Origin of the sequence: Paenibacillus ferrarius (genome assembly GCF_002027705.1) — a bacterium.
GTDB lineage: Bacteria > Bacillota > Bacilli > Paenibacillales > NBRC-103111 > Paenibacillus_E > Paenibacillus_E ferrarius.
On sequence record NZ_MBTG01000007.1, the window covers coordinates 127,907 to 147,886 of the forward strand.

The 19,980-nt window shown below is 47.7% G+C and carries 25 protein-coding genes and 2 pseudogenes; 16 read left to right on the forward strand and 11 right to left on the reverse strand.

What is annotated here, in order from left to right; translation table 11 throughout:
- Nucleotides 1-12 precede the first annotated feature (12 nt).
- Together BC351_RS08970 and BC351_RS08975 are read right to left on the reverse strand one after the other, a co-directional pair.
- Nucleotides 13-429: a hypothetical protein gene (locus BC351_RS08970; protein ID WP_079410912.1), complete on the reverse strand. Its 417-nt coding sequence runs from the start codon at nucleotides 427-429 to the stop codon at nucleotides 13-15.
- 75 nt (nucleotides 430-504) lie between these two features.
- On the reverse strand, nucleotides 505-1,380 hold the full coding sequence (locus BC351_RS08975; RefSeq protein ID WP_079410914.1) for an inositol monophosphatase family protein: 876 nt from the start codon (nucleotides 1,378-1,380) through the stop codon (nucleotides 505-507).
- Nucleotides 1,381-1,548: 168 nt separating this feature from the next.
- Between BC351_RS08975 and BC351_RS08980 the strand changes: the two genes are divergently transcribed.
- Nucleotides 1,549-2,514: an aldolase catalytic domain-containing protein gene (locus BC351_RS08980; protein WP_079410917.1), complete on the forward strand. Its 966-nt coding sequence runs from the start codon at nucleotides 1,549-1,551 to the stop codon at nucleotides 2,512-2,514.
- Between the two features lie 88 nt (nucleotides 2,515-2,602).
- Here BC351_RS08980 and BC351_RS08985 read toward each other — a convergent pair whose 3' ends face one another.
- Entirely contained in the window at nucleotides 2,603-2,926 is a 324-nt protein-coding gene (locus BC351_RS08985; RefSeq protein ID WP_079410919.1) for a hypothetical protein, read from the reverse strand.
- 195 nt (nucleotides 2,927-3,121) lie between these two features.
- On the opposite strand from BC351_RS08985, the gene BC351_RS08990 reads away from it, so the two are divergent.
- From BC351_RS08990 to BC351_RS09000, 3 genes are all read left to right on the forward strand, one after another.
- Nucleotides 3,122-3,886 carry a response regulator transcription factor gene (locus BC351_RS08990; RefSeq protein ID WP_144028321.1) on the forward strand — a complete coding sequence of 255 codons (765 nt, stop codon included), beginning with the start codon at nucleotides 3,122-3,124 and terminating at the stop codon, nucleotides 3,884-3,886.
- Nucleotides 3,883-5,250: a sensor histidine kinase gene (locus BC351_RS08995; RefSeq protein ID WP_079410924.1), complete on the forward strand. Its 1,368-nt coding sequence runs from the start codon at nucleotides 3,883-3,885 to the stop codon at nucleotides 5,248-5,250. Before BC351_RS08990 ends, BC351_RS08995 begins: the two co-directional genes overlap by 4 nt.
- Nucleotides 5,251-5,442: 192 nt before the next feature.
- Nucleotides 5,443-5,955: a C40 family peptidase gene (locus tag BC351_RS09000; protein WP_079410926.1), complete on the forward strand. Its 513-nt coding sequence runs from the start codon at nucleotides 5,443-5,445 to the stop codon at nucleotides 5,953-5,955.
- A gap of 70 nt (nucleotides 5,956-6,025) precedes the next feature.
- Here the strand turns inward: BC351_RS09000 and BC351_RS09005 are convergent, their stop codons facing one another.
- Complete coding sequence (locus BC351_RS09005) at nucleotides 6,026-6,484, reverse strand: hypothetical protein (protein ID WP_144028322.1); 459 nt, start codon at nucleotides 6,482-6,484, stop codon at nucleotides 6,026-6,028.
- 138 nt (nucleotides 6,485-6,622) lie between these two features.
- Between BC351_RS09005 and BC351_RS09010 the strand changes: the two genes are divergently transcribed.
- The 5 genes from BC351_RS09010 (at nucleotide 6,623) to BC351_RS09030 (ending at nucleotide 8,632) form a co-directional block, all read left to right on the forward strand.
- Nucleotides 6,623-6,847, forward strand: a complete 225-nt coding sequence (locus tag BC351_RS09010) for a spore germination protein (protein ID WP_079410931.1) — start codon at nucleotides 6,623-6,625, stop codon at nucleotides 6,845-6,847.
- Nucleotides 6,848-6,910: 63 nt separating this feature from the next.
- Nucleotides 6,911-7,120, forward strand: coding sequence for a spore germination protein GerPB (locus BC351_RS09015; RefSeq protein WP_079410933.1), 210 nt, complete (start codon nucleotides 6,911-6,913; stop codon nucleotides 7,118-7,120).
- Between the two features lie 94 nt (nucleotides 7,121-7,214).
- Entirely contained in the window at nucleotides 7,215-7,934 is a 720-nt protein-coding gene (gene gerPC, locus BC351_RS09020) for a spore germination protein GerPC (protein ID WP_079410935.1), read from the forward strand.
- Between the two features lie 2 nt (nucleotides 7,935-7,936).
- Nucleotides 7,937-8,119 (forward strand): spore gernimation protein GerPD, encoded by a 183-nt coding sequence (locus BC351_RS09025; protein ID WP_079410937.1) that lies wholly within the window; start codon nucleotides 7,937-7,939, stop codon nucleotides 8,117-8,119.
- 3 nt (nucleotides 8,120-8,122) lie between these two features.
- Nucleotides 8,123-8,632: a spore germination protein GerPE gene (locus tag BC351_RS09030; RefSeq protein ID WP_079410939.1), complete on the forward strand. Its 510-nt coding sequence runs from the start codon at nucleotides 8,123-8,125 to the stop codon at nucleotides 8,630-8,632.
- Between the two features lie 23 nt (nucleotides 8,633-8,655).
- On the opposite strand, the gene BC351_RS09035 is transcribed toward BC351_RS09030, so the two are convergent.
- On the reverse strand, nucleotides 8,656-10,302 hold the full coding sequence (locus tag BC351_RS09035) for an S-layer homology domain-containing protein (RefSeq protein ID WP_079410941.1): 1,647 nt from the start codon (nucleotides 10,300-10,302) through the stop codon (nucleotides 8,656-8,658).
- 145 nt (nucleotides 10,303-10,447) lie between these two features.
- Nucleotides 10,448-11,365 carry a sensor domain-containing diguanylate cyclase gene (locus tag BC351_RS09040; protein WP_158082024.1) on the reverse strand — a complete coding sequence of 306 codons (918 nt, stop codon included), beginning with the start codon at nucleotides 11,363-11,365 and terminating at the stop codon, nucleotides 10,448-10,450.
- Between the two features lie 342 nt (nucleotides 11,366-11,707).
- Between BC351_RS09040 and BC351_RS09045 the strand changes: the two genes are divergently transcribed.
- Nucleotides 11,708-12,409 (forward strand): response regulator transcription factor, encoded by a 702-nt coding sequence (locus tag BC351_RS09045; protein ID WP_079410945.1) that lies wholly within the window; start codon nucleotides 11,708-11,710, stop codon nucleotides 12,407-12,409.
- 6 nt (nucleotides 12,410-12,415) lie between these two features.
- Here the strand turns inward: BC351_RS09045 and BC351_RS09050 are convergent, their stop codons facing one another.
- Nucleotides 12,416-13,156, reverse strand: coding sequence for a DUF554 domain-containing protein (locus BC351_RS09050; RefSeq protein ID WP_079410947.1), 741 nt, complete (start codon nucleotides 13,154-13,156; stop codon nucleotides 12,416-12,418).
- 123 nt (nucleotides 13,157-13,279) lie between these two features.
- Between BC351_RS09050 and BC351_RS09055 the strand changes: the two genes are divergently transcribed.
- From BC351_RS09055 to BC351_RS09065, 3 genes are all read left to right on the forward strand, one after another.
- Nucleotides 13,280-13,513: a hypothetical protein gene (locus BC351_RS09055; RefSeq protein WP_079410949.1), complete on the forward strand. Its 234-nt coding sequence runs from the start codon at nucleotides 13,280-13,282 to the stop codon at nucleotides 13,511-13,513.
- A gap of 91 nt (nucleotides 13,514-13,604) precedes the next feature.
- Nucleotides 13,605-14,246 carry a thiamine diphosphokinase gene (locus BC351_RS09060; RefSeq protein WP_208629659.1) on the forward strand — a complete coding sequence of 214 codons (642 nt, stop codon included), beginning with the start codon at nucleotides 13,605-13,607 and terminating at the stop codon, nucleotides 14,244-14,246.
- A gap of 110 nt (nucleotides 14,247-14,356) precedes the next feature.
- Nucleotides 14,357-14,629 (forward strand): helix-turn-helix transcriptional regulator, encoded by a 273-nt coding sequence (locus BC351_RS09065; protein WP_079410953.1) that lies wholly within the window; start codon nucleotides 14,357-14,359, stop codon nucleotides 14,627-14,629.
- Nucleotides 14,630-14,780: 151 nt separating this feature from the next.
- Here the strand turns inward: BC351_RS09065 and BC351_RS44290 are convergent.
- Nucleotides 14,781-14,864: pseudogene (locus tag BC351_RS44290) on the reverse strand (transposase); the annotation flags it as partial.
- A 403-nt stretch (nucleotides 14,865-15,267) separates the two neighbouring features.
- Here BC351_RS44290 and BC351_RS09075 point away from each other — a divergent pair.
- A complete protein-coding gene (locus BC351_RS09075; RefSeq protein WP_079410957.1) occupies nucleotides 15,268-15,717 on the forward strand; it encodes a PilZ domain-containing protein in 450 nt (149 codons plus the stop codon).
- Here the strand turns inward: BC351_RS09075 and BC351_RS09080 are convergent.
- From BC351_RS09080 to BC351_RS09090, 3 genes and pseudogenes are all read right to left on the reverse strand, one after another.
- Nucleotides 15,710-16,201 (reverse strand): GAF domain-containing protein, encoded by a 492-nt coding sequence (locus BC351_RS09080; protein WP_079410959.1) that lies wholly within the window; start codon nucleotides 16,199-16,201, stop codon nucleotides 15,710-15,712. The genes BC351_RS09075 and BC351_RS09080 overlap by 8 nt on opposite strands.
- A gap of 116 nt (nucleotides 16,202-16,317) precedes the next feature.
- A pseudogene (locus BC351_RS09085) lies at nucleotides 16,318-16,530 on the reverse strand (class II aldolase/adducin family protein); the annotation flags it as partial.
- A gap of 86 nt (nucleotides 16,531-16,616) precedes the next feature.
- Nucleotides 16,617-17,843, reverse strand: coding sequence for an S-layer homology domain-containing protein (locus BC351_RS09090; RefSeq protein ID WP_079410961.1), 1,227 nt, complete (start codon nucleotides 17,841-17,843; stop codon nucleotides 16,617-16,619).
- A 249-nt stretch (nucleotides 17,844-18,092) separates the two neighbouring features.
- Here BC351_RS09090 and BC351_RS09095 point away from each other — a divergent pair, with 249 nt between their 5' ends.
- Both BC351_RS09095 and BC351_RS09100 read left to right on the forward strand, forming a co-directional pair.
- Complete coding sequence (locus BC351_RS09095) at nucleotides 18,093-18,896, forward strand: AraC family transcriptional regulator (protein WP_079410963.1); 804 nt, start codon at nucleotides 18,093-18,095, stop codon at nucleotides 18,894-18,896.
- Between the two features lie 105 nt (nucleotides 18,897-19,001).
- On the forward strand, nucleotides 19,002-19,976 hold the full coding sequence (locus BC351_RS09100) for an ABC transporter substrate-binding protein (protein WP_079410965.1): 975 nt from the start codon (nucleotides 19,002-19,004) through the stop codon (nucleotides 19,974-19,976).
- The last annotated feature ends 4 nt before the right edge of the window (nucleotides 19,977-19,980 follow it).

The following is a 19,980-nucleotide window of genomic DNA, read 5'->3' on the forward strand; positions in this document are numbered from 1 at the left end:
GCCAGCCCCATTTCATATCCGAATGCCGGGGCTGAAATGGTTGTAATCGTCCGAGGACGGGTCGAACACCGCCTCTTCCTCACTCGGGACGGCATCGTTGTTCGTGGATGCCTGCGCCTCGGCGTAGCTGTCGGGCCAATCCTCATTCACCGTATGGGCCGGAATGCGGATGGAGCCCTCCAGATCGTACGCCATGGCGAACGTCGCTGGCTCTGCCTGAGTGGACTTGCTTTCCACGAAGCGTCCGCCGTGGGACTGCGCAATCTCCAGCGCAGAGGTAACTTCCTGCTCGTCCAAGTGGATGTGCAGCGTCGCCCGCTCTCCATCCAACAGCTCTGGCTTATAGCCGAGCTCTTCCAGCGTATCCAGAGCAAGTAGCGCATCGCGTTCGTGCTCAAATTCAAAAAAGATCGGAACAAAGTTGTTCATCGCCCAGCATCCTTCCTCCAAATGAAAAGTCTGCCATTAGCTTTTACAAATTGTTCCTCGCCTATTCCTCTCCTCTTAAATCCCGGCTTGGACGATTTTGAGCAGCTCTTCATGGTAGGCAGGGACTGCCGCGACTAAATAAACGCCTTTTTCCAATTCGTTGCCTTTGGCTGAAGCAGCCGACCCGCCCTGCTGACTACTTCCTCCAGCATCCTGCGCGCTATCCTCTAACCACGAAACAGGTTGACCGTAGAAATCCGTCACCTTCACCCCAGCCTCCCGAGCGAGCAGCAGGCCTGCATACAGATCTTCCCCTTCCGAGTTATACAGCACGATGCCATGAAGATCACCTCTGGCCAGCATCGCCCAAGTTAAGGATGGCGCCCACATGCGCAGCACTCTTTTGACCGAATGCTCAAGATGATGCCTTAAGTCCAAAGCCTTGCGATCATCTTTGCCAACGACATGGCCTTGAATCCAGGAAAGAGTAGATTTCGTCAGATCACCTTGGGGCTTCGCCTCCAGCCGAGTTTCCTCCTGCCACGCGCCTTCGCCTTTCACAGCCGCATAGTTCAAGCCCATCACGGAATCATAAACGACGCCTATGATGATTCGTCCCTGATAGCTGAGTGAAATGGATACGCCGTACAGAGGAATCCCCAGAGCGAAATTATTCGTCCCATCCAGCGGATCGACATGCCATACCCAGTCGCTTGCTGCTCCGCTTTCACCCGCTTCTTCACTATATATACGATGAGTCGGAAATACGGCCATAATCATCTCTACAATTAAACGATCTGCCTCTACATCCACTTCCGTCACCAGATCGCCACGTTCGTCTTTATGGTGCGTCGTCAGCTTGCTCCCGAAACGTTCCTTGGCAAGTTCTCCTGCTTTGCGCGCAGCATTTCCCGCAACTTCTTTCGCCAGTGACCATTCATCACGATCCATTTGCTCAGCCCCTTTAAGCAATCTAGTAGTTCTCTCTCATATATTACCATATGTTTCCTACGAATATTGTCGTTTGTGAAGGCTGTTAGATTGACAAGCTGCCTATTCATAAGTCATAATATAGCAAAATCTTAAGCGATATGAGCAGTCGAAAGGGGCACTACGAGCATGGTAAAGCATCATCAACACAAGATATTGGATTGCACGATTCGGGACGGCGGTTTGGTGAACGATTGGGATTTTAGCGTGGAGTTTGTCCAAGACATGTATCGCGGCTTAAGCGCAGCTGGCGTGGAATATATGGAAATTGGTTACAAAAATTCGGAAAAACTGCTGAAAGGCGGAGCATCCGGTCCATGGAGATTCTTGAACGAAGAGTTCTTGCGTGATGTGATTACCAAAAAAACCGATACAAAGCTATCTGCTCTCGTAGATATCGGCCGTGTCGATGAGAAAGACATTTTGCCTCGTGAAGACAGCTTGCTTGACTTGATTCGCGTTGCTTGTTATATCAAAGATGTAGATAAAGGCCTCGAGCTAGTCCAAAAGTTCAATGACATGGGTTACGAAACGTCCCTGAACATTATGGCACTTTCCCACGTTATGGAAAATGAGCTTGTCGAAGCTTTCGAAGAAATTAACAAAAGCCCTGTTGACGTTGTCTACATCGTAGACTCCTACGGCAGCATGGATCACAAAGATATTGACTACCTCGTAACGAAGTTCCAACGTTTGCTCCCTGAGAAAGAGCTTGGCTTGCATATGCACAATAACATGCAGCTTGCTTTCGCCAACACGATTGCCGGTGCTGCGAAAGGTGTATCGTTCTTGGACTCTTCCGTATACGGGATGGGACGCGCTGCAGGAAACTGCACAACAGAACTGCTTCTTAGCTACTTGAAAGGGGCACGCTACGACATTCGTCCAGTGCTCGAAATTATTGAGAAGCACATGATCACCATGCGTCAAAAATGGGATTGGGGCTACCTCATTCCTTACATGATCGTTGGTGCGCTTGATGAGCATCCACGTACGGCTATGGCCTTGTTGAACTCCAAGGAAAGAAATAACTTCGTAGATTTCTATGACCGTTTGACTTCCGTGGAAACAGCTCCATCTATTAACAAAGACTAATTCTGCCGTTTAGATAACTTAAACCCCTTATTGACCGTTCTGAAGGCTATTGAAGCCCTTTGAGCGTTCGACAAGGGGTTTTTGGCGCTTATTTAATAAGCTTAGCAGATACCACATAATCCTCGGCATAAGCCCGATCAATGAGAAAGGTAAACTCCTCTTCATTACGGCGAGATGGACTTCTTTTGCGGAACACCTCAATATATTCGCTTTCAATGAGCTCTGTACAATCTTCGTCTGAGTAGATCAATCCATCTTCCAAGCGTTTAAGCGCCTCAACCATAACTTCACGCGATTTCAGATCACCTTGAATCTCCACATAGACTCTGCCAATAGCATCATGATCTTGCAGAATGATCACGACTTTGGCGTTCGATTTGATACGCACCTTCTTTTTCAGAGATATACTCATCTGTCCTGCTCCTTCATTAGTCTTCTCTGTGCTATTTTATGTCACGAAGGACGAACGCGGACTAGGCATATGAACGCTATTGAAATAATTCCTCTCTTCCAGGCTTGGGGATATTTCTCCTCATATCTGAAAATAGTATGGTAAACGGCACGATCACATGCAAGTCAAAGCAAGCGAACGGGGATGACGAACGCAATGAGCCGCATATTACTAATCGAAGATGAGGAACGAATCGCCCGCGTGCTTCAGCTGGAGCTGGAGCATGAAGGCTATGAAGTACATACCCGATCAGATGGGCGTTCCGGACTGAATACCGCTTTGGATGGGTCTGACTGGGAGCTGATTCTGCTGGACGTTATGCTGCCGGAGCTTAGCGGTCTGGAGGTGCTCCGCCGCATACGTCAGGTGAATGCCAGTATTCCTATTATTTTATTGACGGCACGCGATGCGGTCAGGGATCGGGTCAGTGGATTGGACCAAGGGGCTAATGACTATGTTACGAAGCCTTTCGCCACGATTGAGCTGCTTGCCCGCATTCGCAGCTTGCTCCGGCAAAGAAGTTTGCAAGAGCAGCCGGCCGAGCAGCCCCATTTGCTGAAAGTCGATGATCTCACCATGGATTTGAAGAGCAGAGCCGTTGTCCGCGAGGGCATCCCTATTGAATTAACACCTACTGAGTTTGATTTGCTGCGGTTCCTCATTCAGCATCAAGACGAAGTCATGTCGCGGGAACAAATTATTTCGGAGGTATGGGGATACGATTTCGTAGGCGATACCAATGTAGTTGATGTGTATATCCGTTATTTGCGCCAAAAGGTCGACAAGCCCTTCTCCTGCAAGCTGATTCAGACCATACGAGGGGTCGGCTATTTATTGAAGTGTGACGCCTCCTCTACGAACAAAGACAACGAAGACACCGCTGGGAACGCTCCTCCCAAAGACGAGCAGAAGCCTGTATGAGCCTTAAGCTCAAAATCACTTTATGGGTTTCCGCCGGACTTATGCTGATCCTTTTTTTCAGCTTCACCTTCGTTTATTACATGTTCATTCGGGTTACCACCAAAGGCGAGGTGGAGCTGCTGAAAGAGAAGGCACGAACTCTCCTGCTCAAGGATTTGCCGACCCATCCGGAGTACTGGCAGAACAACTCACAGATGGATGAGCTCCTTATCCCGCAAGAGATGCTGCGATATATCGCTCCAGATTCGAAGGTCGTTCATCAAATTTATTCCGATGAGAAGCTCATTAGCTACCCTGCGAGTTATGTAAACAAAGAAACCGTAGTATTAGAAACGGCTGCAGACGGCATTTTTATCTTTGTACAAATGCCTGTGTACCAAGAAGGGCATCAGGTCGCTACTTTAGAAATCGGGCGAAATCTGCGAAGGCTTGGCGAATACTCGAGTATGCTCATATCCATTCTTTTATTAACTTCCACCGGGGCTCTGATTCTAGCTCTCCTTGGGGGTTATTTCTACACGAACGTGCTCTTTCGTCCGCTCCAGCAGCTTGTAACCACCATGCAAAACATTGAAAAAAGCGGCTCTTTCCGGCATATCAGCATGCCAGCCAAGATGACCAATGATGAATTAACGATGCTTGGGGCGACCTTCAACAGGATGATTGATCGGTTGCAGGATATGTTTCAAAAGCAGGAGCAGTTCCTCGCAGATGCCTCCCATGAGCTGCGTACGCCGCTCACCATCATTGAGAGCTATGCCAGCCTGCTGCGAAGATGGGCGTTTCGGGATGATCAATTACGGGAGGAAGCGCTTGAAGCGATTATCTCCGAATCTGCACAGCTGAAGGTGCTTACCCAGAACCTGCTTTCCCTCACCAAGATCGAGCAGGAAAACGGTGAGAACAGCGTTTCCTTCAATCTTATTCCGATCCTGGAACAAACAGCCGCTTCGCTGCGGCTTACCTCTGGCAGAGAGATTCAGGTTCAGATCGCTTCAGGCTTGAAAGAGCTTCTTATGACGGGGGATCCGCATAAGATCAGGCAGCTGATCATCATTTTGGTCGATAATGCGCTCAAGTACAGCCAGGAAAGGGTTGAGCTTGACGTAGACCTCAAGGACAACAAATCGGTTGAAATCAAGGTCACGGATCAAGGCATTGGCATAGCCGAAAACGAATTGCCTCACCTATTTGACCGTTTCTATCGGACGGATAAAGCGAGGAATCGCAAACAGGGCGGAGCCGGCCTTGGACTAGCTATCGCCCATCATATCGTCCAGCAGCATGGGGGACAAATAGAGCTCCAAAGCCGCTTGGGCCATGGAACAATGGCATTGATTACGCTCCCACAAACCTGTCAATGAAAACATTATAATGAGATTCCCATCATTTTCTCAGAAACCCTAGGAACCCCTGTTACAGCAAGGGAATCAAGGTTGCAAGGTAAATAATAGGCGAAATTTCATTTGGTATACTGGGTTTAGTGAACGGCCAACACACAAGTCAGCCTTAAAACTTTCTTGTGAATGGCGATAAACACTAAGGAGGCAAACCAGATGAAAAATCAACAATTATGGTACAAGAAACTAGTCGTAGCGGCTTTGACCGTTTCCATAGGGCTTTCAACAGGAATTGTCAGCGCGCCCCATCAAGCAGAGGCGGCGACAGCAAACGCAGCTATTACAGCAACTTCTCGTGCGAACCAAGTGATTTCGATCGGTAAAAACTACTTAGGGCGACCTTATCAATTCGGCGCAAAAGCGGGTCAAACACGAACCTTCGACTGTTCTTCCTTTACGCAATATGTGTTCCAGCGGATTGGCGTCAGCCTGCCGCGGACCTCTAAGCAGCAAGCCAAAGTTGGCAGCTACGTGTCCAGAAGCAACCTTCGTGCAGGGGATCTCGTATTCTTCTCGATTCCAGGCAAACCTGGCGTGATTAACCACGTCGCCATCTACATGGGCAATGGCAACCTGCTGCAAACGTATGGTGCAGGCGGTGTACGCATTACCAACATTCAAAGCGGAACTTGGTCATCCCGTTACATGACCGCTCGCCGCGTACTATAGAATTACAGAGATAACCCTCAGCCATCCGGCTCGAGGGTTATTCGTTGTTTAATCCATCGCGATTGTTCCCTTAGTAGCGGATATACGCCTCAACATAATTCTCCTTCAGTCCTCGTTTGCGCACCCTGATCTGCAGCAGGCGCTGCTTGTAGCTTACTCTAGCCGTTCTAGGCATGACTAGGGTCGGCAGCTTCACGATCTGGCTCTTGCCGCTTAGAAAGCCGGTTAGCTTGATCTGATTCGACTTGACATACACTTGCAGCGCTCGTGGATCTTCAGCTTTGGCAATCTTCACTTTGATGATGACGTGTTCATGCGTCTCAAAGATTTCCGCTCCAGCGGAGTTATGAGCAGAAATGCCAGAATCCATACCTGGCATCGCTTTTTTCAGCATGTCCTGTACATATCCCTCAACCCACGTCATATTATCTAGAAAGGTCTGCCCATTTTCAGCAAAAGGCAGTTTCTGCCCAAGGAACTTCTCAACCTGCTCCCACTTCAGCCAAGGATGGCGATTAAACCCGCTCAAGTCCATCACCTCATTTTCCCTAGCAGTATATGTGCCTACACCCTGATGTGATACCCTGCTGAAAAACAGAGCACCTCTGGGCGAATACCCACATATACTGGAGTGTGATAAGACAGATAGAAACAAGGGAGATCGACTATGCCTTCAATCGTAGGGAATGTCAAAATCATCAGCGTGGGACCGAGTTCCGTCGTCCACTTCGGCGACTCCTTCATTATCGCGCCAACCAGCTCCTCCAAAACATTCGCTGGAGCAGGCTCCTTCAATACCGGAGACTTCCCACGCGTCTATAATGCTTATAGCACTACCGTCACCAATGATTCCGATCTTATAGAAACGAATGCCAGTGGACTGATTATCTAGGATTCTCCTGTTAGGAACTTATAGCCGGGAATTAGGCCAAGTAGAGCGAGGTGTTCATGAGCAATGAACTGGTATATTCACCAGACGATTATGATTCAACATTTGAAAGTAGACTCTGTCTCCAACTCCTCCGTTCTGCAAATTGGCACCGCTGGCTCTATCCGCTCGTTGTCTAATCTATATAATACAGGCGGCTTTGTAGAACCTACGCCACAGCTTGGAACATCTTCAACGAATCCAGTTTCTCTTGTACCTCTGCCTCCTCCAACTTAATCTCGCCTGTAGTCGCCGCTGGGAGATACACAAATTTGCTTTTTTTGCAGATCAGGGTTCCCTTATGGAAACCGGAAGGAGGTGCTTATCCTAGATGCATAACTCTATTACATGGCAGCAATGGGCTCAGCAGCTCTCCGCCTATATTGAAATGCAGAAGCAGCGCATCGACAAGCTTGAGGAAACCGTAACTAAGCTGCAAACAGACTTAACTGCCATGAAGGACCAGAAACGGTTCCATATTGATAAAATCGAGTACAATTTCGATCAGCTTAAAGTCGAAAAGCTGGATGGAACGCTGACTATCGGCATCAGTCCAAGCGCGCTGGACAATATAGAAGACTTCACCGTGAATGGCTCGCATATGGGCAAAGATGCAGGGACTGAGGCCAACGTATTTGCCAAGAACCCTGGGCAGGAGATGGGGAGTGGTCAGGGACAAAGCACTTGGCAAGGGCAAGGCGTAAGACAAGGGCAAACTGAAGGGCAGGGGCAAGGAAATCCGTCTTTTGGCATTCAGCAGGAGGTATCAAGCGGGCTTGAGCATTATTTGCAATTTGGTCTTCAGGCGGATATGCAAAATATAGAGAATAAATATAAGTACGTGCTGGATGATGACTACAAAGACCTCATTATCGATGATATTCGCAAGCAGCTTGATACCCGCATTCAGCATTATGTCAACCAGTACCGCGGCGTAGGGTTCAAAGAGCCCATGGAAGCTGTAACGATGAGCATCACAGAGAGGACCAAACAAGACATACTTAGTGCAATTGAGAGTTACATATCAAGCCTGCCGAGGAAAGAGGGATAGCGATGTTTAACTTGAATGTGGAAAACAAACAGCTTTTTGTCGGAGATGTACGCATTATCGGGGTATCCAGTTCTTCCATTTTTCTCATTGGCGATACAGAAGTAGTATCCTTGTCCTCTATGTTCGATACACCTCCAGAATCCGTGATTATCTCTCCATTCATCCCTACAGCCGCGGAGCGATGAGCGATGGCCCGATTATCCATCGTTGGTTACGTCAACATCAATGATTTATCCTCAAGCAGCGTCATGCATGTCGGAGATAACATAAGTACCGTGCTTCAAACTAGAGTCTTCGCGCTGCAGCGCGAAGTCCCTTTTTATTATGGGAACGAGGGCAGCTTCGCTGCTCATCCCCTTTTCCAGAGACCTTTCCCGATCCCTCAGCCGCCAGAGCCTTTCACAATGTGTGTGGATAATTTCGGCTCTTTCATTCGAGTTAAGGGTATCCGCATTCTGGGCATATCCTCCTCCTCTGTGCTCCAGATCGGCTCCAATCGCATCACAAGCGCTGAAACCAGGATCAAAAACATCCGGCAGTTCGTCACAGACAAGCCGGGCCCGAAAGAAAAAACAACGTTCGTCAAGCTGGGTAAGGCAGACGGGAGCGGCAACATCCAGAATTTCTTCGAATCGCCGCATGTCCCCCTAGCGCCTACTCGGCATGACGAAACCCAAAACGACCCCCCGCTTGTTTAAGCGAGGGGTCGTTTGATGCCGGCTCACTTCGTGAGCAGCGGCTGGGCGCGGCTGAGCAGCGCCGCCATCTCCGCGCGCGTCAGCGACGCGCTGGGGCGGAACGTGCCGCCGGCGTAGCCGTCGACAAGGCCATAGCTGCTCATCGCAGCAATGGCCTCTGCCGACCAGCTGCCCGCTGGCACGTCAGAGAAGACCTTCGCAGCGGCTCCGCCGCCGGACTGCGAAGTTAAGTGCAAAGCGCGGGAGAGCAGCACACTCATCTGCTCCCGCGTCATGATCTGATCCGGCGCGAAGCGATCGTCGCTGATCCCTTGGATCAGCCCGCTCTGCTTCGCGAGCTGAATCGACTGCCGCGCCCAGTGGGCGGCAGGCACATCAGAGAAAGAGGCGCTGCCTGAGCCCACCTCGCCGGTCAAGCCCAGCACGCGCACGATAATCGTCGCGGCTTCGGCTCTGGTAAGCGCCGCGTCGGGCGCGAACCGATCTGCGGCTGTGCCAAGCATCCAGCCGCGGTTCGCCGCGGCAAGCACGTCGGCTTGGGCCCAGTGCTTCTGCATATCGGTGAAATAGAAGCCGTTCGCCCACAGACTATAGTAATCCCAGGTATCGGAAGTTTCCTGATTGAGACTCCAGCTGCCAGTCCCTTTCAGCTGATATTTGCTGACCAGCTTTAACTTCGCCTTCAGCGACTGTTCGTTTTCAAACCAAACGGTGTAGTCCCCGATATCCAGATTCTTGCCATTGATGCTGTAAGCTGGATCTGTAGGACCAATCGAAAAAGTCGCTACAGGCGACTGGCTTGCGGTATCATACCGTACCATTCCCTGATACGCATTCACCAGCTTCGTGATCGTCTGGGCTGACAAGCCTGCACCATCTGCCGCTGGATCTTGATTCCAGTACCTTCCGTAGAAGGGAAGACCTAGTACAATTTTATTCGCCGGCGCCTGCTGGAGGGCATATTGAATGGATTTCTCGACAAAGGGCAAGCTAGCGACAGGCCCCGGAGTCGGATCTCCCGGGTAGCTTTCATCATAAGCCATGACCATTAAATAATCGCTCACCGCAGCTAAGGCCTTATAGTCATACAAAGCAATCCAGCTCGTGGTGGCTCCTGTCGGATTCGCTGCAACTGCGACAGAAACTTCCATCGTACTGGGCAGTTTATCGCGCAGCAGTTTAACGAAATCCGTGTATTTATCCCGATAGTCCGCGCCCACATTCTCGATATCCAGATTAATACCGTCCAACTGATTTTTTTGAATCGCTTGCACGATTTGATTGGCCAAATTCTCCCGATTATCAATCGCTTTTTCCCCAAGTGCCTGATCAAAATCATTACTTAGAAAAGGAACAACCTTTTTCCCTCTTTGGTGCATGTCTTTGACAAAAGAGGCTTGAAAGGAATCATCTATTTGCAAACTGCCATCTGCATTAATATGAAAATAGCTGGGTGAAACCTCATCTAGGGCTTGACCGCTTTTGTCTACTTGGGACGTATAAGAGCTTGAATTTCCAAAGTAAAGATAGGACATGGCAAAGGCACCCTGTGCCGAGCTTGCCTGAGCTTGTGTAACAGTGGTTTCGGAGTTCACGGCAGCAGCGATTAATAACCCAGTCACCCCTAGTGTCAACAAACATTTCCGCCATAGTCTCTTCGTGGTTTTCATCCCTCATCTCCCCTTATCTGATCGGTTTCCGCTTCTTCTATCATCTTAGAAAGACAAGAAATGTGCTAGGAGTAAATATTGGAGAATTCGAAAAAACCGCTAGCCAGAGCCATTTGCTCCAACTAGCGGTCTTCTTGTTTATCTTTTATTTGCGAAAAAATTGATAATGATTGCGGCCTTTCCCCTTCACTTGGTACAGTGCAGTATCCACTTCTTTCAACAGGGTCGCTGCATCCGCCACACCGGAGTGGCACATCGTAATTCCCATGCTGACCGTTGATCGGAAAATCTGGCCTTGTACTTCCCAGGGCTGTTCCACGCATTGAATGATTCGCTCGGCCACACTGCTTACATGCTCCTCGCAATCGACAGTTGGCAAAATAATCGTGAACTCATCGCCGCCCATGCGCGCGAACATGTCTACCTCACGAAGACAGCCCTGAATCCGCTGAGCGAATTCTTGCAAAAACGCATCCCCGACATCATGGCCCATCGTATCATTGACGACTTTAAAATCATCGATATCCAAATATAAAAGAGCAAACGCACGATTCGTCTGTTTGGACTGGACAAGCATCTGCTGCAGATGATCCTTAAACAACCGCCGGTTTGGCAAACCTGTCAAAGCATCATGAAAGGCCATGGCCACAAGCTGGCTCTCCTGATTTTTGCGCAGTGTGATATCATGAAGAACGAACGAAATTTCCGCTAATTCCCCCTGCTCATTGCGAATCGGTATCGCTGTGCATTCTAACCAGATGCATGCCTCATTCGCACTTTTCGCGCGAAATTCGAGCTTATTGCTGCGGTTTGTCTGCAGCGCTTTGATGAACATTTTATATAAATCCATTCGATATTCGGAATCAATGAAGTCTACTATTTGTTGAAAATCTTGAGGGATGAATCCGACTACCTGACCAAAACTTTTGGAGGCGTATGTCAAATTCCCATGAACATCAAACGTGCAGAAGTAATCCCAAGCTTGCTCAATGAATTGGCGAACGAATGCATTGTTCTGAAACCATGAAAGTTTAGCAAGGTCCAAATCAGTCTTTTGACTCATGTCTTTCGTCGCCCCCTCTTGATTTCTGCCTAGAGACTTAGGTAGCTTAGCATGAGAACATAAATTTTTCATAAAGATTACATCAACTTTAAGTCAATTCCTGTATAAAATTTGATGTTTTCTGCACTTTTTTGTATTTTCCGACATTATTCGCCATCATTCGATATTTATCTACAGGGCGAATTACCTACTTCCAAGCAATAACTACACTATTTCTGTCGTTTTGTAAATAAATGGATAGAATTTTACGGGAGAATCGTTCTATAATGAAAGTAACCGCTGAGAATGGGGACACCATTATCTCTCAACAGAGCCGTTCCGTGACTGAGGAGGATTCATTTTATGGCAGGAGAAACAATTTTAATCGTTGATGACGAGCAGGAAATCGTCCAGTTAATTCAACTATATTTAGCTAGAGAAGGGTACAAGGTCATCAGTGCCAATAATGGACATGATGTCTTCGCAATCGTTAAAGAACACAGGCCCGATTTAATTATTCTGGATATCCTTTTGCCAGGACTGGATGGCATTGAAGTGTGCCGGCAGCTCCGCAAAACGAACAATACACCTATTCTATTCATCTCTTGCAAAAGCGAGGACATTGATATTATTCTCGGACTTAGCATGGGCGGCGATGACTATTTGACGAAGCCCTTTAGTCCAAGTCAGCTTGTCGCGAGAGTCAAAGCGCATTTGCGCCGCAACTCCATTCGCGAGCAGCATCAGGACGATCCGCAACTGGTGAAATTCCCTGGCCTCGAAATCGACCTCGTCAGTCATATCGTCCGAGTGAATGGTCAAAGCATTTCCCTATCCGCCAAGGAGTTCGACTTGCTTTCCCTAATGGCCAAAACGCCGAACCGCGTATACAAAATTGAGCATCTGTTTGAACTTATATGGAGCTTGGACAGCATGGGCGACCCGCGAACCCTTATCGTACATATCAGCAATTTGCGGAAGAAGATAGAATCGAATCCAGCAGAGCCTCGCTACATTATTACGGTTCGCGGAGTTGGTTATAAATTTAACGGCGCTATCCTTTAGAAACGTCTAGTAGAATCGGCTGAACCATGTCGTGAAGTGCTGCTGCAAGGGAACGGCTATCGCAGCGATCACCAAAGCTGGCAGCATATTCGCAACATTGATTTTCTTGATTTGCAAAATATTTAAGCCTACACCAATGACCAGAATACCGCCAACAGCTGTAATTTGGACGATCATTGCATCCAAAGATGCTTGACTGAAAGCCATGGCAATCAGGGTTGCACTAAGTGCGATAGTTCCCTGCATAAGGAACACCGAACCAGCTGAGAAAACAACACCTACGCCTAGGGTCGAGGCGAAAATAATCGATAAGAAGCCGTCCAGCAATGACTTCGTATACAAAATATCATGATTATGTCGAAGCCCGCCATCAAGTGGACCCAGAATCGCCATCGCCCCTATGCAATAAATCAGGGTACACGTCACGAAACCTTCTGAAATCCTGCTCGTAGGAGCGGTGGATGAATCGCCTTTGCGCAGAGCAGACTGCAGCCAATTTCCCAATTGCTCCAGCCTATATTCAATGCGGAGAAGCTCTCCGAGAATGCCGCCTATAACTACACTCATAATGACGAGCACAATTTGATTAGACTTTAAAGCCATAGTAATCCCAAGCACAGTTATTGCGAGCCCAAGGCCCTGCATGACTGTGTTTTTCATGCCCTCCGAGATGCGGGGCAGCATCATGCCTAACAAGCCCCCAATGATAATGGCGATTGCATTCACAATCGTCCCCCATAAAGCCATTCGTTTCATTTCCTTTCTCTCTGGCCAATCTATGACAACCTTATCATTCTACATGAATCTACTCATAATTTCCTCCCTCATTGGAAATGGTATGGATTAGCAACAGGAAAGGAGGAATACGGCATGTCGAATGACAAATCCATGGATCCCATGACAGGTGATACAGTGGAAACCGATGGCATCTATGCCAATGAAGCAGGACAAGAGGTTACATTGAAGCGTGGCGACGAGTTTCCCGCTGATCTCATCTTGGGCCGAACGACTTGGGAATTGCAGGGCTTCGCGAGTGAAGCGGAGATTGATCATGACCAAACGGAGCTTAATCCGATGCGCAAGCGTGTAGATACACGAACTTAATGATGAACCGGGCTGTGAGGGATGCAGCTCGGTTTTTTGCCTCTATATGATATACTAGAGGGATGAAATTAAGCGGCTGGGGGAAATAAGCATGAACGGAAAACGAATCATCATTGTCACAGGAGGCACTTTGGGGGATTGGGCTCTCGGAGACATTCAATCGGATGATATCCTCGTAGGTTCTGATCGGGGGGCTTTATACTTAATTCAACATGGCTACAAACCCGATATCGCGATGGGCGATTTCGACTCCGTCACCGAGGATGAGCTTGAATTAATTCGCGCGTCCAGCCACACCTTCGTGGACTGTGACCCCATTTTCAAGGATTTAACAGATACCGAAATGGCCTTTAACTGGGCTTTGGCGCAGCAGCCTGCTCACATTACAATACTAGGAGCGATAGGCACTCGATTCGATCATTCATTAGCCAACGTCCATTTGCTTCGCAAAGGATTGGAGCAAGGAATATCATGCTCCATCGTTGATGCCAACAATCAAATCATCGTCATCCAGCAATCGACCTCCATCACGCGGGGAGATTACACACATATATCCCTGCTTCCGCTTAGTATGGAAGTGACCGGCATCACGCTGCATGGCTTTCAATATCCGCTTCATAACGCCACTCTCCAAATCGGACAATCCTTAGGGATCAGTAATGTTCTTGCAGCATCACAGGGCATGATTGAGCTCGAAACTGGCTTATTGCTCGTCATTCAAAGCAAAGATTGAGAAAAATTTTCAAAATCGACAAATCAATTTGGATGAAATAGGGAATAACTCTGCTACAATGAACGTTATATGTCCTACATTTTATATACAGATATTGAGGTCGTTCAAGCATGCCGCATGTCCAAGAGAATTCTGTCCGAATCGTTCACCATAAGGGAGTACATTCGGTCATTACCCAATTCGCCACTATCCATCAACTCACCAATCGTGAATCCGAAATCATTGGCCTAATCGCGATGAACGGCTACAGCAACAAAGAAATCGCTGACCACTGTAACATTAGCGAGAAAACCGTCAAAGTACATATCGATAAAATTATGGTTAAAGCCGGAACCCGATCCATGCGCAAGCTGCTAGCTACCATCATTTGCAACTCGGTCTAGGCCGAATCTCTCTCCACATCAGAACAGGCTGTCCCAAAAGTAACTCTTGTTGTTGATCGGCAACAGATTCATCGTTGGAAAAGATAATAATTAATTGAAAAAGGAGCTGAGCAGTTCGTAACTGCTTAGCTCTTTTTTTTATAGCGTCTACTGCTGCTTTTTTGAGCAGATTATGGGCATGGGAAAGCCTACCGGCCTCCAAACTTGCTTTTGGTATTCCTCGAAGCAGAAACCTTATGCTTGGGTAATGGCGATACTCGATTTCGTATCCACTTTCGGTTTTCTCCTTTGATAGCTTTCGTGAGCATCTTAGAAGGGTAACTGCTCGCCCGCCACCTGGATACGCGGCGTGCGTCGAAGATGGCGTCGTCTAGATCCATGGGCAAAAAAAAAAAGCTATCTCTTAGGTCTTTTTAGACCTTTGGAGATAGCCTCCTTTTTGACAGCTCAGCGTACTTCGCGGGGATGCAGCCTTCTTCGCGCGTTGAGACTGCTTTTTCGGCAGGCTCAGCGCGGGTTCGATGCTTTCCCCTCCGGAGACACCCCTATTTTAATTTTTCATAAAAAAGATCAACGAATAGTTCTAAATAACCATCATTATAGTATAATAGACCCACAAATAATAAGGAGCACTCCACATGTCACACATAAATAAGCGCTCCAGTTTCCGATTGAATCTTCAAATTCCTTTATCTGCTCTATTCAAAATTATCGGTATCAAAAATAAAGCCGCGGATACGAAACACTCCAAAATCATGATCAAAGATATCAGCGCTGGCGGCATTCGCATCCATACCCCCCTGAATTTACCGATGGATATGAATCTGCTGTTGGAGTTCACTTTTCTCCTTTTTCACCAAGAAATGAAAGTGCTCGGTGTCATCAAGCGAAAAATGACGCTGGACACGACGCTCTATGAGTACGGCATCGAATTCAGCATTGCAGACCCCCTCGTGGAGCAGCAATTGATCCGTCACCTGATTCAATTGAGTACCCGGCTCAAAGACACGAAGATGCTGGCCAATTGCAGCTTCTGTTCGGATGAAGATATAGCGGACATTTTATCTACGACTTACGAGATTACATAGCAGCGGCCAACTTCTGAACAAACTGCTCTAAATAGCGTTGATCCGTTTCGTCAAATCGGCTTTGCTTCGGGCTATCGATATCCAGCACCCCGATAAGCTCGTCGCCCAGCAGGATTGGCACTACAATCTCGGATTGTGAAGCCGCGTCACAGGCAATATGACCGGGGAAAGCGTGCACATCCGGCACCAGCACCGTTTCTCTGCGTTCCGCTGCTGTTCCGCATACCCCTTTGCCCAAGGGAATCCGTACACATGCCGGAAGCCCTTGAAAGGGCCCAAGGACAAGCTCCTTCTTCTCGTTCGACTGGTCGATCAAATAGAAACCAACCCAATTCACTTCGCTTAGAAACTGCCCAAGCAGGGCTGCCGCATTCGCCAAATTGGCAATACGATTCGGTTCATCATGTATCAAAGCTTCAACTTGCTGAATCAGCAAGGCATATTGTTCTTCCCTTGTACCTTCATAGCTTCCTTGAGCAAACATCAAGCATCATCCTTCTTCCTCCTACGTAGTTAGCCTCTCTATCATACCAAAAATGACTACCTCTCGCCAAAATGCAAAAAAAGACAGCCGGCCTTGTGCGCCAACTGTCCTTTGTCTTATTTTTGCCCATAATAGGCGCTTGCTCCGTGCTTTCTCAGAAAATGCCGTTTAAGCAGCGTCTGGTCCATAGGTTGAGACGATGGATTCAAGCTAAAGGTGCGATAGCCAATCTTCGCAACCTCTTCCAACACAACCGCGTTGTGAACCGCGTTATGCGGATCTTCGCCCCAGCTGAAAGGAGCGTGGCCATTCACCAGAACGCTCGGCACCATCGCCGGTTGGACGTACATGTCATCTAGATGGCAAGAGAATAAAGTTCATTAGCTTCAATTTGTATGTACAGATTGTATCAAAATTACGTATGAATAAGGGAGAAAATAATCGTTTTCCCGTCCGATTCCAGCCTAGTTTCAACGGAATAACTGCCAATTTGCTTCGTTGTAGTTTCCAGAACACCTTTGACTGCTGCGCGCTCACAAGCGTCCGTAAATTGGCGATAGAAAATATCAGCATCATAGCCAAAAAGGAAATCTGTAAATTTGCGGATGCTCTCCATATTGCGTGCGATGGTCCCCTCTTCCAAACGAAGTGTGACCCCATACGTCAGAAATTGCGGATCCAGCCATAACGACGCCTCATTGCTATTGCGCTGTTCAAGCGTTGCTCCACTCATGGCAAGCCCTTTGGCTTCCGCATTTTTGAAAAGACGCAGCGTGGTTTCCTCAAGATCATAATTCGTCCCCCGCAGCTTGCCTGCTTCCTCCATCACTTCATAGGCCTGCAGCATCCGCTGGTCAGGGAAGATAAGTTTCTTATAGCTGCCGTCTTTCGTAGGAACCACCTTGATGAAATCGCTTCCACTATCTACGGTGAGGCGTTTGGACTTCGTCTGTAATCTGGTAATAATTTGCAGTGCTTCCGCACGTGTCACATCACGCCCCACACCGAAATAGCCGTTCGGATATCCCTCCATAATGCCTTTTGTCATAACTTCTCCGATGAATTTCTGCTGTCTGGACGTTGCGCTTTGCAAATCGCCGAACTGGGAAGCGGCTTTGAGACTATAGACTTCATCTTCCAAATACTCGGTTTCCTTGAGCAAATAGTATAAAATCTCCGCTACGTCTTCACGTTTCAGCTTCGCCTTATAGTCACTGAATTGACTTTTGCTTATAAAATGAAGATCACTGGCCAAATCCAAGTAAGGCTTCGCCCAATAGCCAACCATACTCGGCTTGAACGTAAAATCCCGATAATCCTGCTGCAAAATGCTTTGATTGCCTGCGCTCAAAGCTTGCAGGAAGCTGGATTTCCATTTGCGCTCACCATTTGGATATTTATCTGTAAAAGCGAGCAGCATAATTTTCACGAATTGATCAGCCGTGACCGAATCATCTGGTCGGAAAGTTCCATCCGGGAACCCGTCCAGCAGCCCTTGCTGCGCCATTTGGCTAATTGTCTGCTCCGCCCAGTGTCCTCTTATATCCGTCAAACCTGCGGCCTCACTCTTCCCTAATCCGACACCTATTGTCATTACGCTACAAATCGTTGCAATTGCCATCCATTTCTTCCAATACCGCATCTTTCATTCTCCGCTTCTCCATGATTTTTTGGGTACCAAACTGTACCATTCTCTAGGATAAGCCTTCTAATATGCTTTGAGAACAGGCTTAAAGCCTAGTCATGAGCTCAGCCAAGCACTACCGAATTCGGGACTATTGCCGCATAGACGCTGCTAATCAAGGATTCTTACCACTTTGATCCATTGACGCTATCCAGATTCGTGTGTCACTATCAAATAAGAGGCTGTTAAGGAAAGGACTGCTGGACAATGGATTTTCAACAACTTATATCACTTATTCCGCTTATGGCGCATATCGAAGTACATGCTTCTTCACATACATTTGAATGTCCGCCCAAGCATCACCAGTTAATCATAGTTCGCAGCGGCCACATCCAAATCCATTTGCTGCAGCAGGAACCGATCGTTTGCGCCCAAGCCTACGCTTTCCATCCCGAGCAAGGGACTTATTCCATCCAGGTACCTAAGACAAGAGCTGCTGAATACATTCTCATCACCTATCGCATGTTTCCCGAGGACTATCCTTGGACACTTCACGGCCCTCTGACTACCCTCAGTGAATTTAAAATTCATTACATGATCGACGAACTTATGCGTACAACCCATGATATTCATCCACTGAATCTAGAGGAGGAAGCGGCTCATCAGTTTCGCAAACGGATGATGCTGGAGCGTATCCTTTTCATATACCTTTACGAATCCCATCTCTCGGAAGAAAAGAAATCGGCTGCGGTCTCCATCGAAGAGACACTTTCCTATATTAATGAACATTATATGGTCGAGCTCACCCTCCCCATGCTGGCTAGACGTGCGGCGATGAGCGTGGGCTATTTCACGGTTCTTTTTAAAAAGAAAACCGGTACTACCCTCATGGATTACTTGTACGACCTGCGCATTGAGAAAGCGAAAAAAATGTTCCAGCAAACCGATCTGCTGGCCAAAGAGGTCGCGCAGCGCGTAGGTTTTATTGATTATTTTCATTTCAGCAAAGTTTTCAAAAAGAAAACTGGCCTTTCGCCTCGAGTCTATCTCCAACAACAGAATGAAATCTAATAATAAGACATGTCTATTCTGCATTATAGACATGTTCTTAGCTGCGATTATTCGGTATGATCCCTAATGAGAATAATAATCATTGTCACGGAGGGAATCATTCACATGAAGAACCGAATAACACGTCTTTGCTCTATCGCACTGATTAGCGTGTTTGCTATAAGCCTTGTCGCTTGTGGCAAAACGACCAATAATGAATCAGCTGCCTCAACAACAACGCCTGCGGCGAGTCAACAACCCGCTGCCCCGGCAAGCGGCAAAATTACGGTTCAAGATGCGGCAGGAACTCTGGAATTGCCTAAAAAACCAGAGCGAGTGGTTGCTATGGAGTTCGGTTTCACGGATATCCTAGTATCCATTGGCGTCCAGCCTGTTGGTGTTGCTGATGATGGAAGCCCTGATTTATTCATGGATTCTGTTAAAAGCAAACTAGGTGCCTACAAGTCCGTTGGTTCCCGTTATGAGCCTAACATCGAGTTGATCAGCTCCCTGAAGCCTGACTTGATCATCGTTGACATTAATAAGCATAAAAATGCGATTGAACAACTCAAAGGCATCGCCCCAGTTCTTGTCTTGGATGATTTCCAAGCAGACTACAATCAAATGCTGAAGAACGTAGCTATTATTTCCAAAGCTGTTGGCAAAGAAGAAGAAGGCAAGAAACGTATGGCCGAGCACCAAGCAACCGTTGAAATGTTGAAAAAGAAACTCGGTTCTACCAATTTGCGCGTACTTCCGGCTGTAGTGAATCCTAAAGGATTTTTTGCACATTCCGATCATGCTTACAGCGGTTCATTCCTGGCCATGCTGGGGTACACCGACCCGATTAAGAATGCGACAGCTTATCCGCAAATTACGTTAGAGCAGCTGGCTGAAGCGAATCCTCAAGTTCTGTTCTTGCTGCCGACCGAAAAAGAAACGATTGTCAAACAGTGGGAAACGAATCCGCTTTGGCAAAAAATCGACGCTGTAGCGAACAAGAAAGTCTACACCGTTGAACGGCGTGACTGGTCTCTTTCCCGGGGGATGCTCGGTTCCGAGAAAATCCTTGAAGATCTTGTGAAGAATATGGGGCAATAATCCA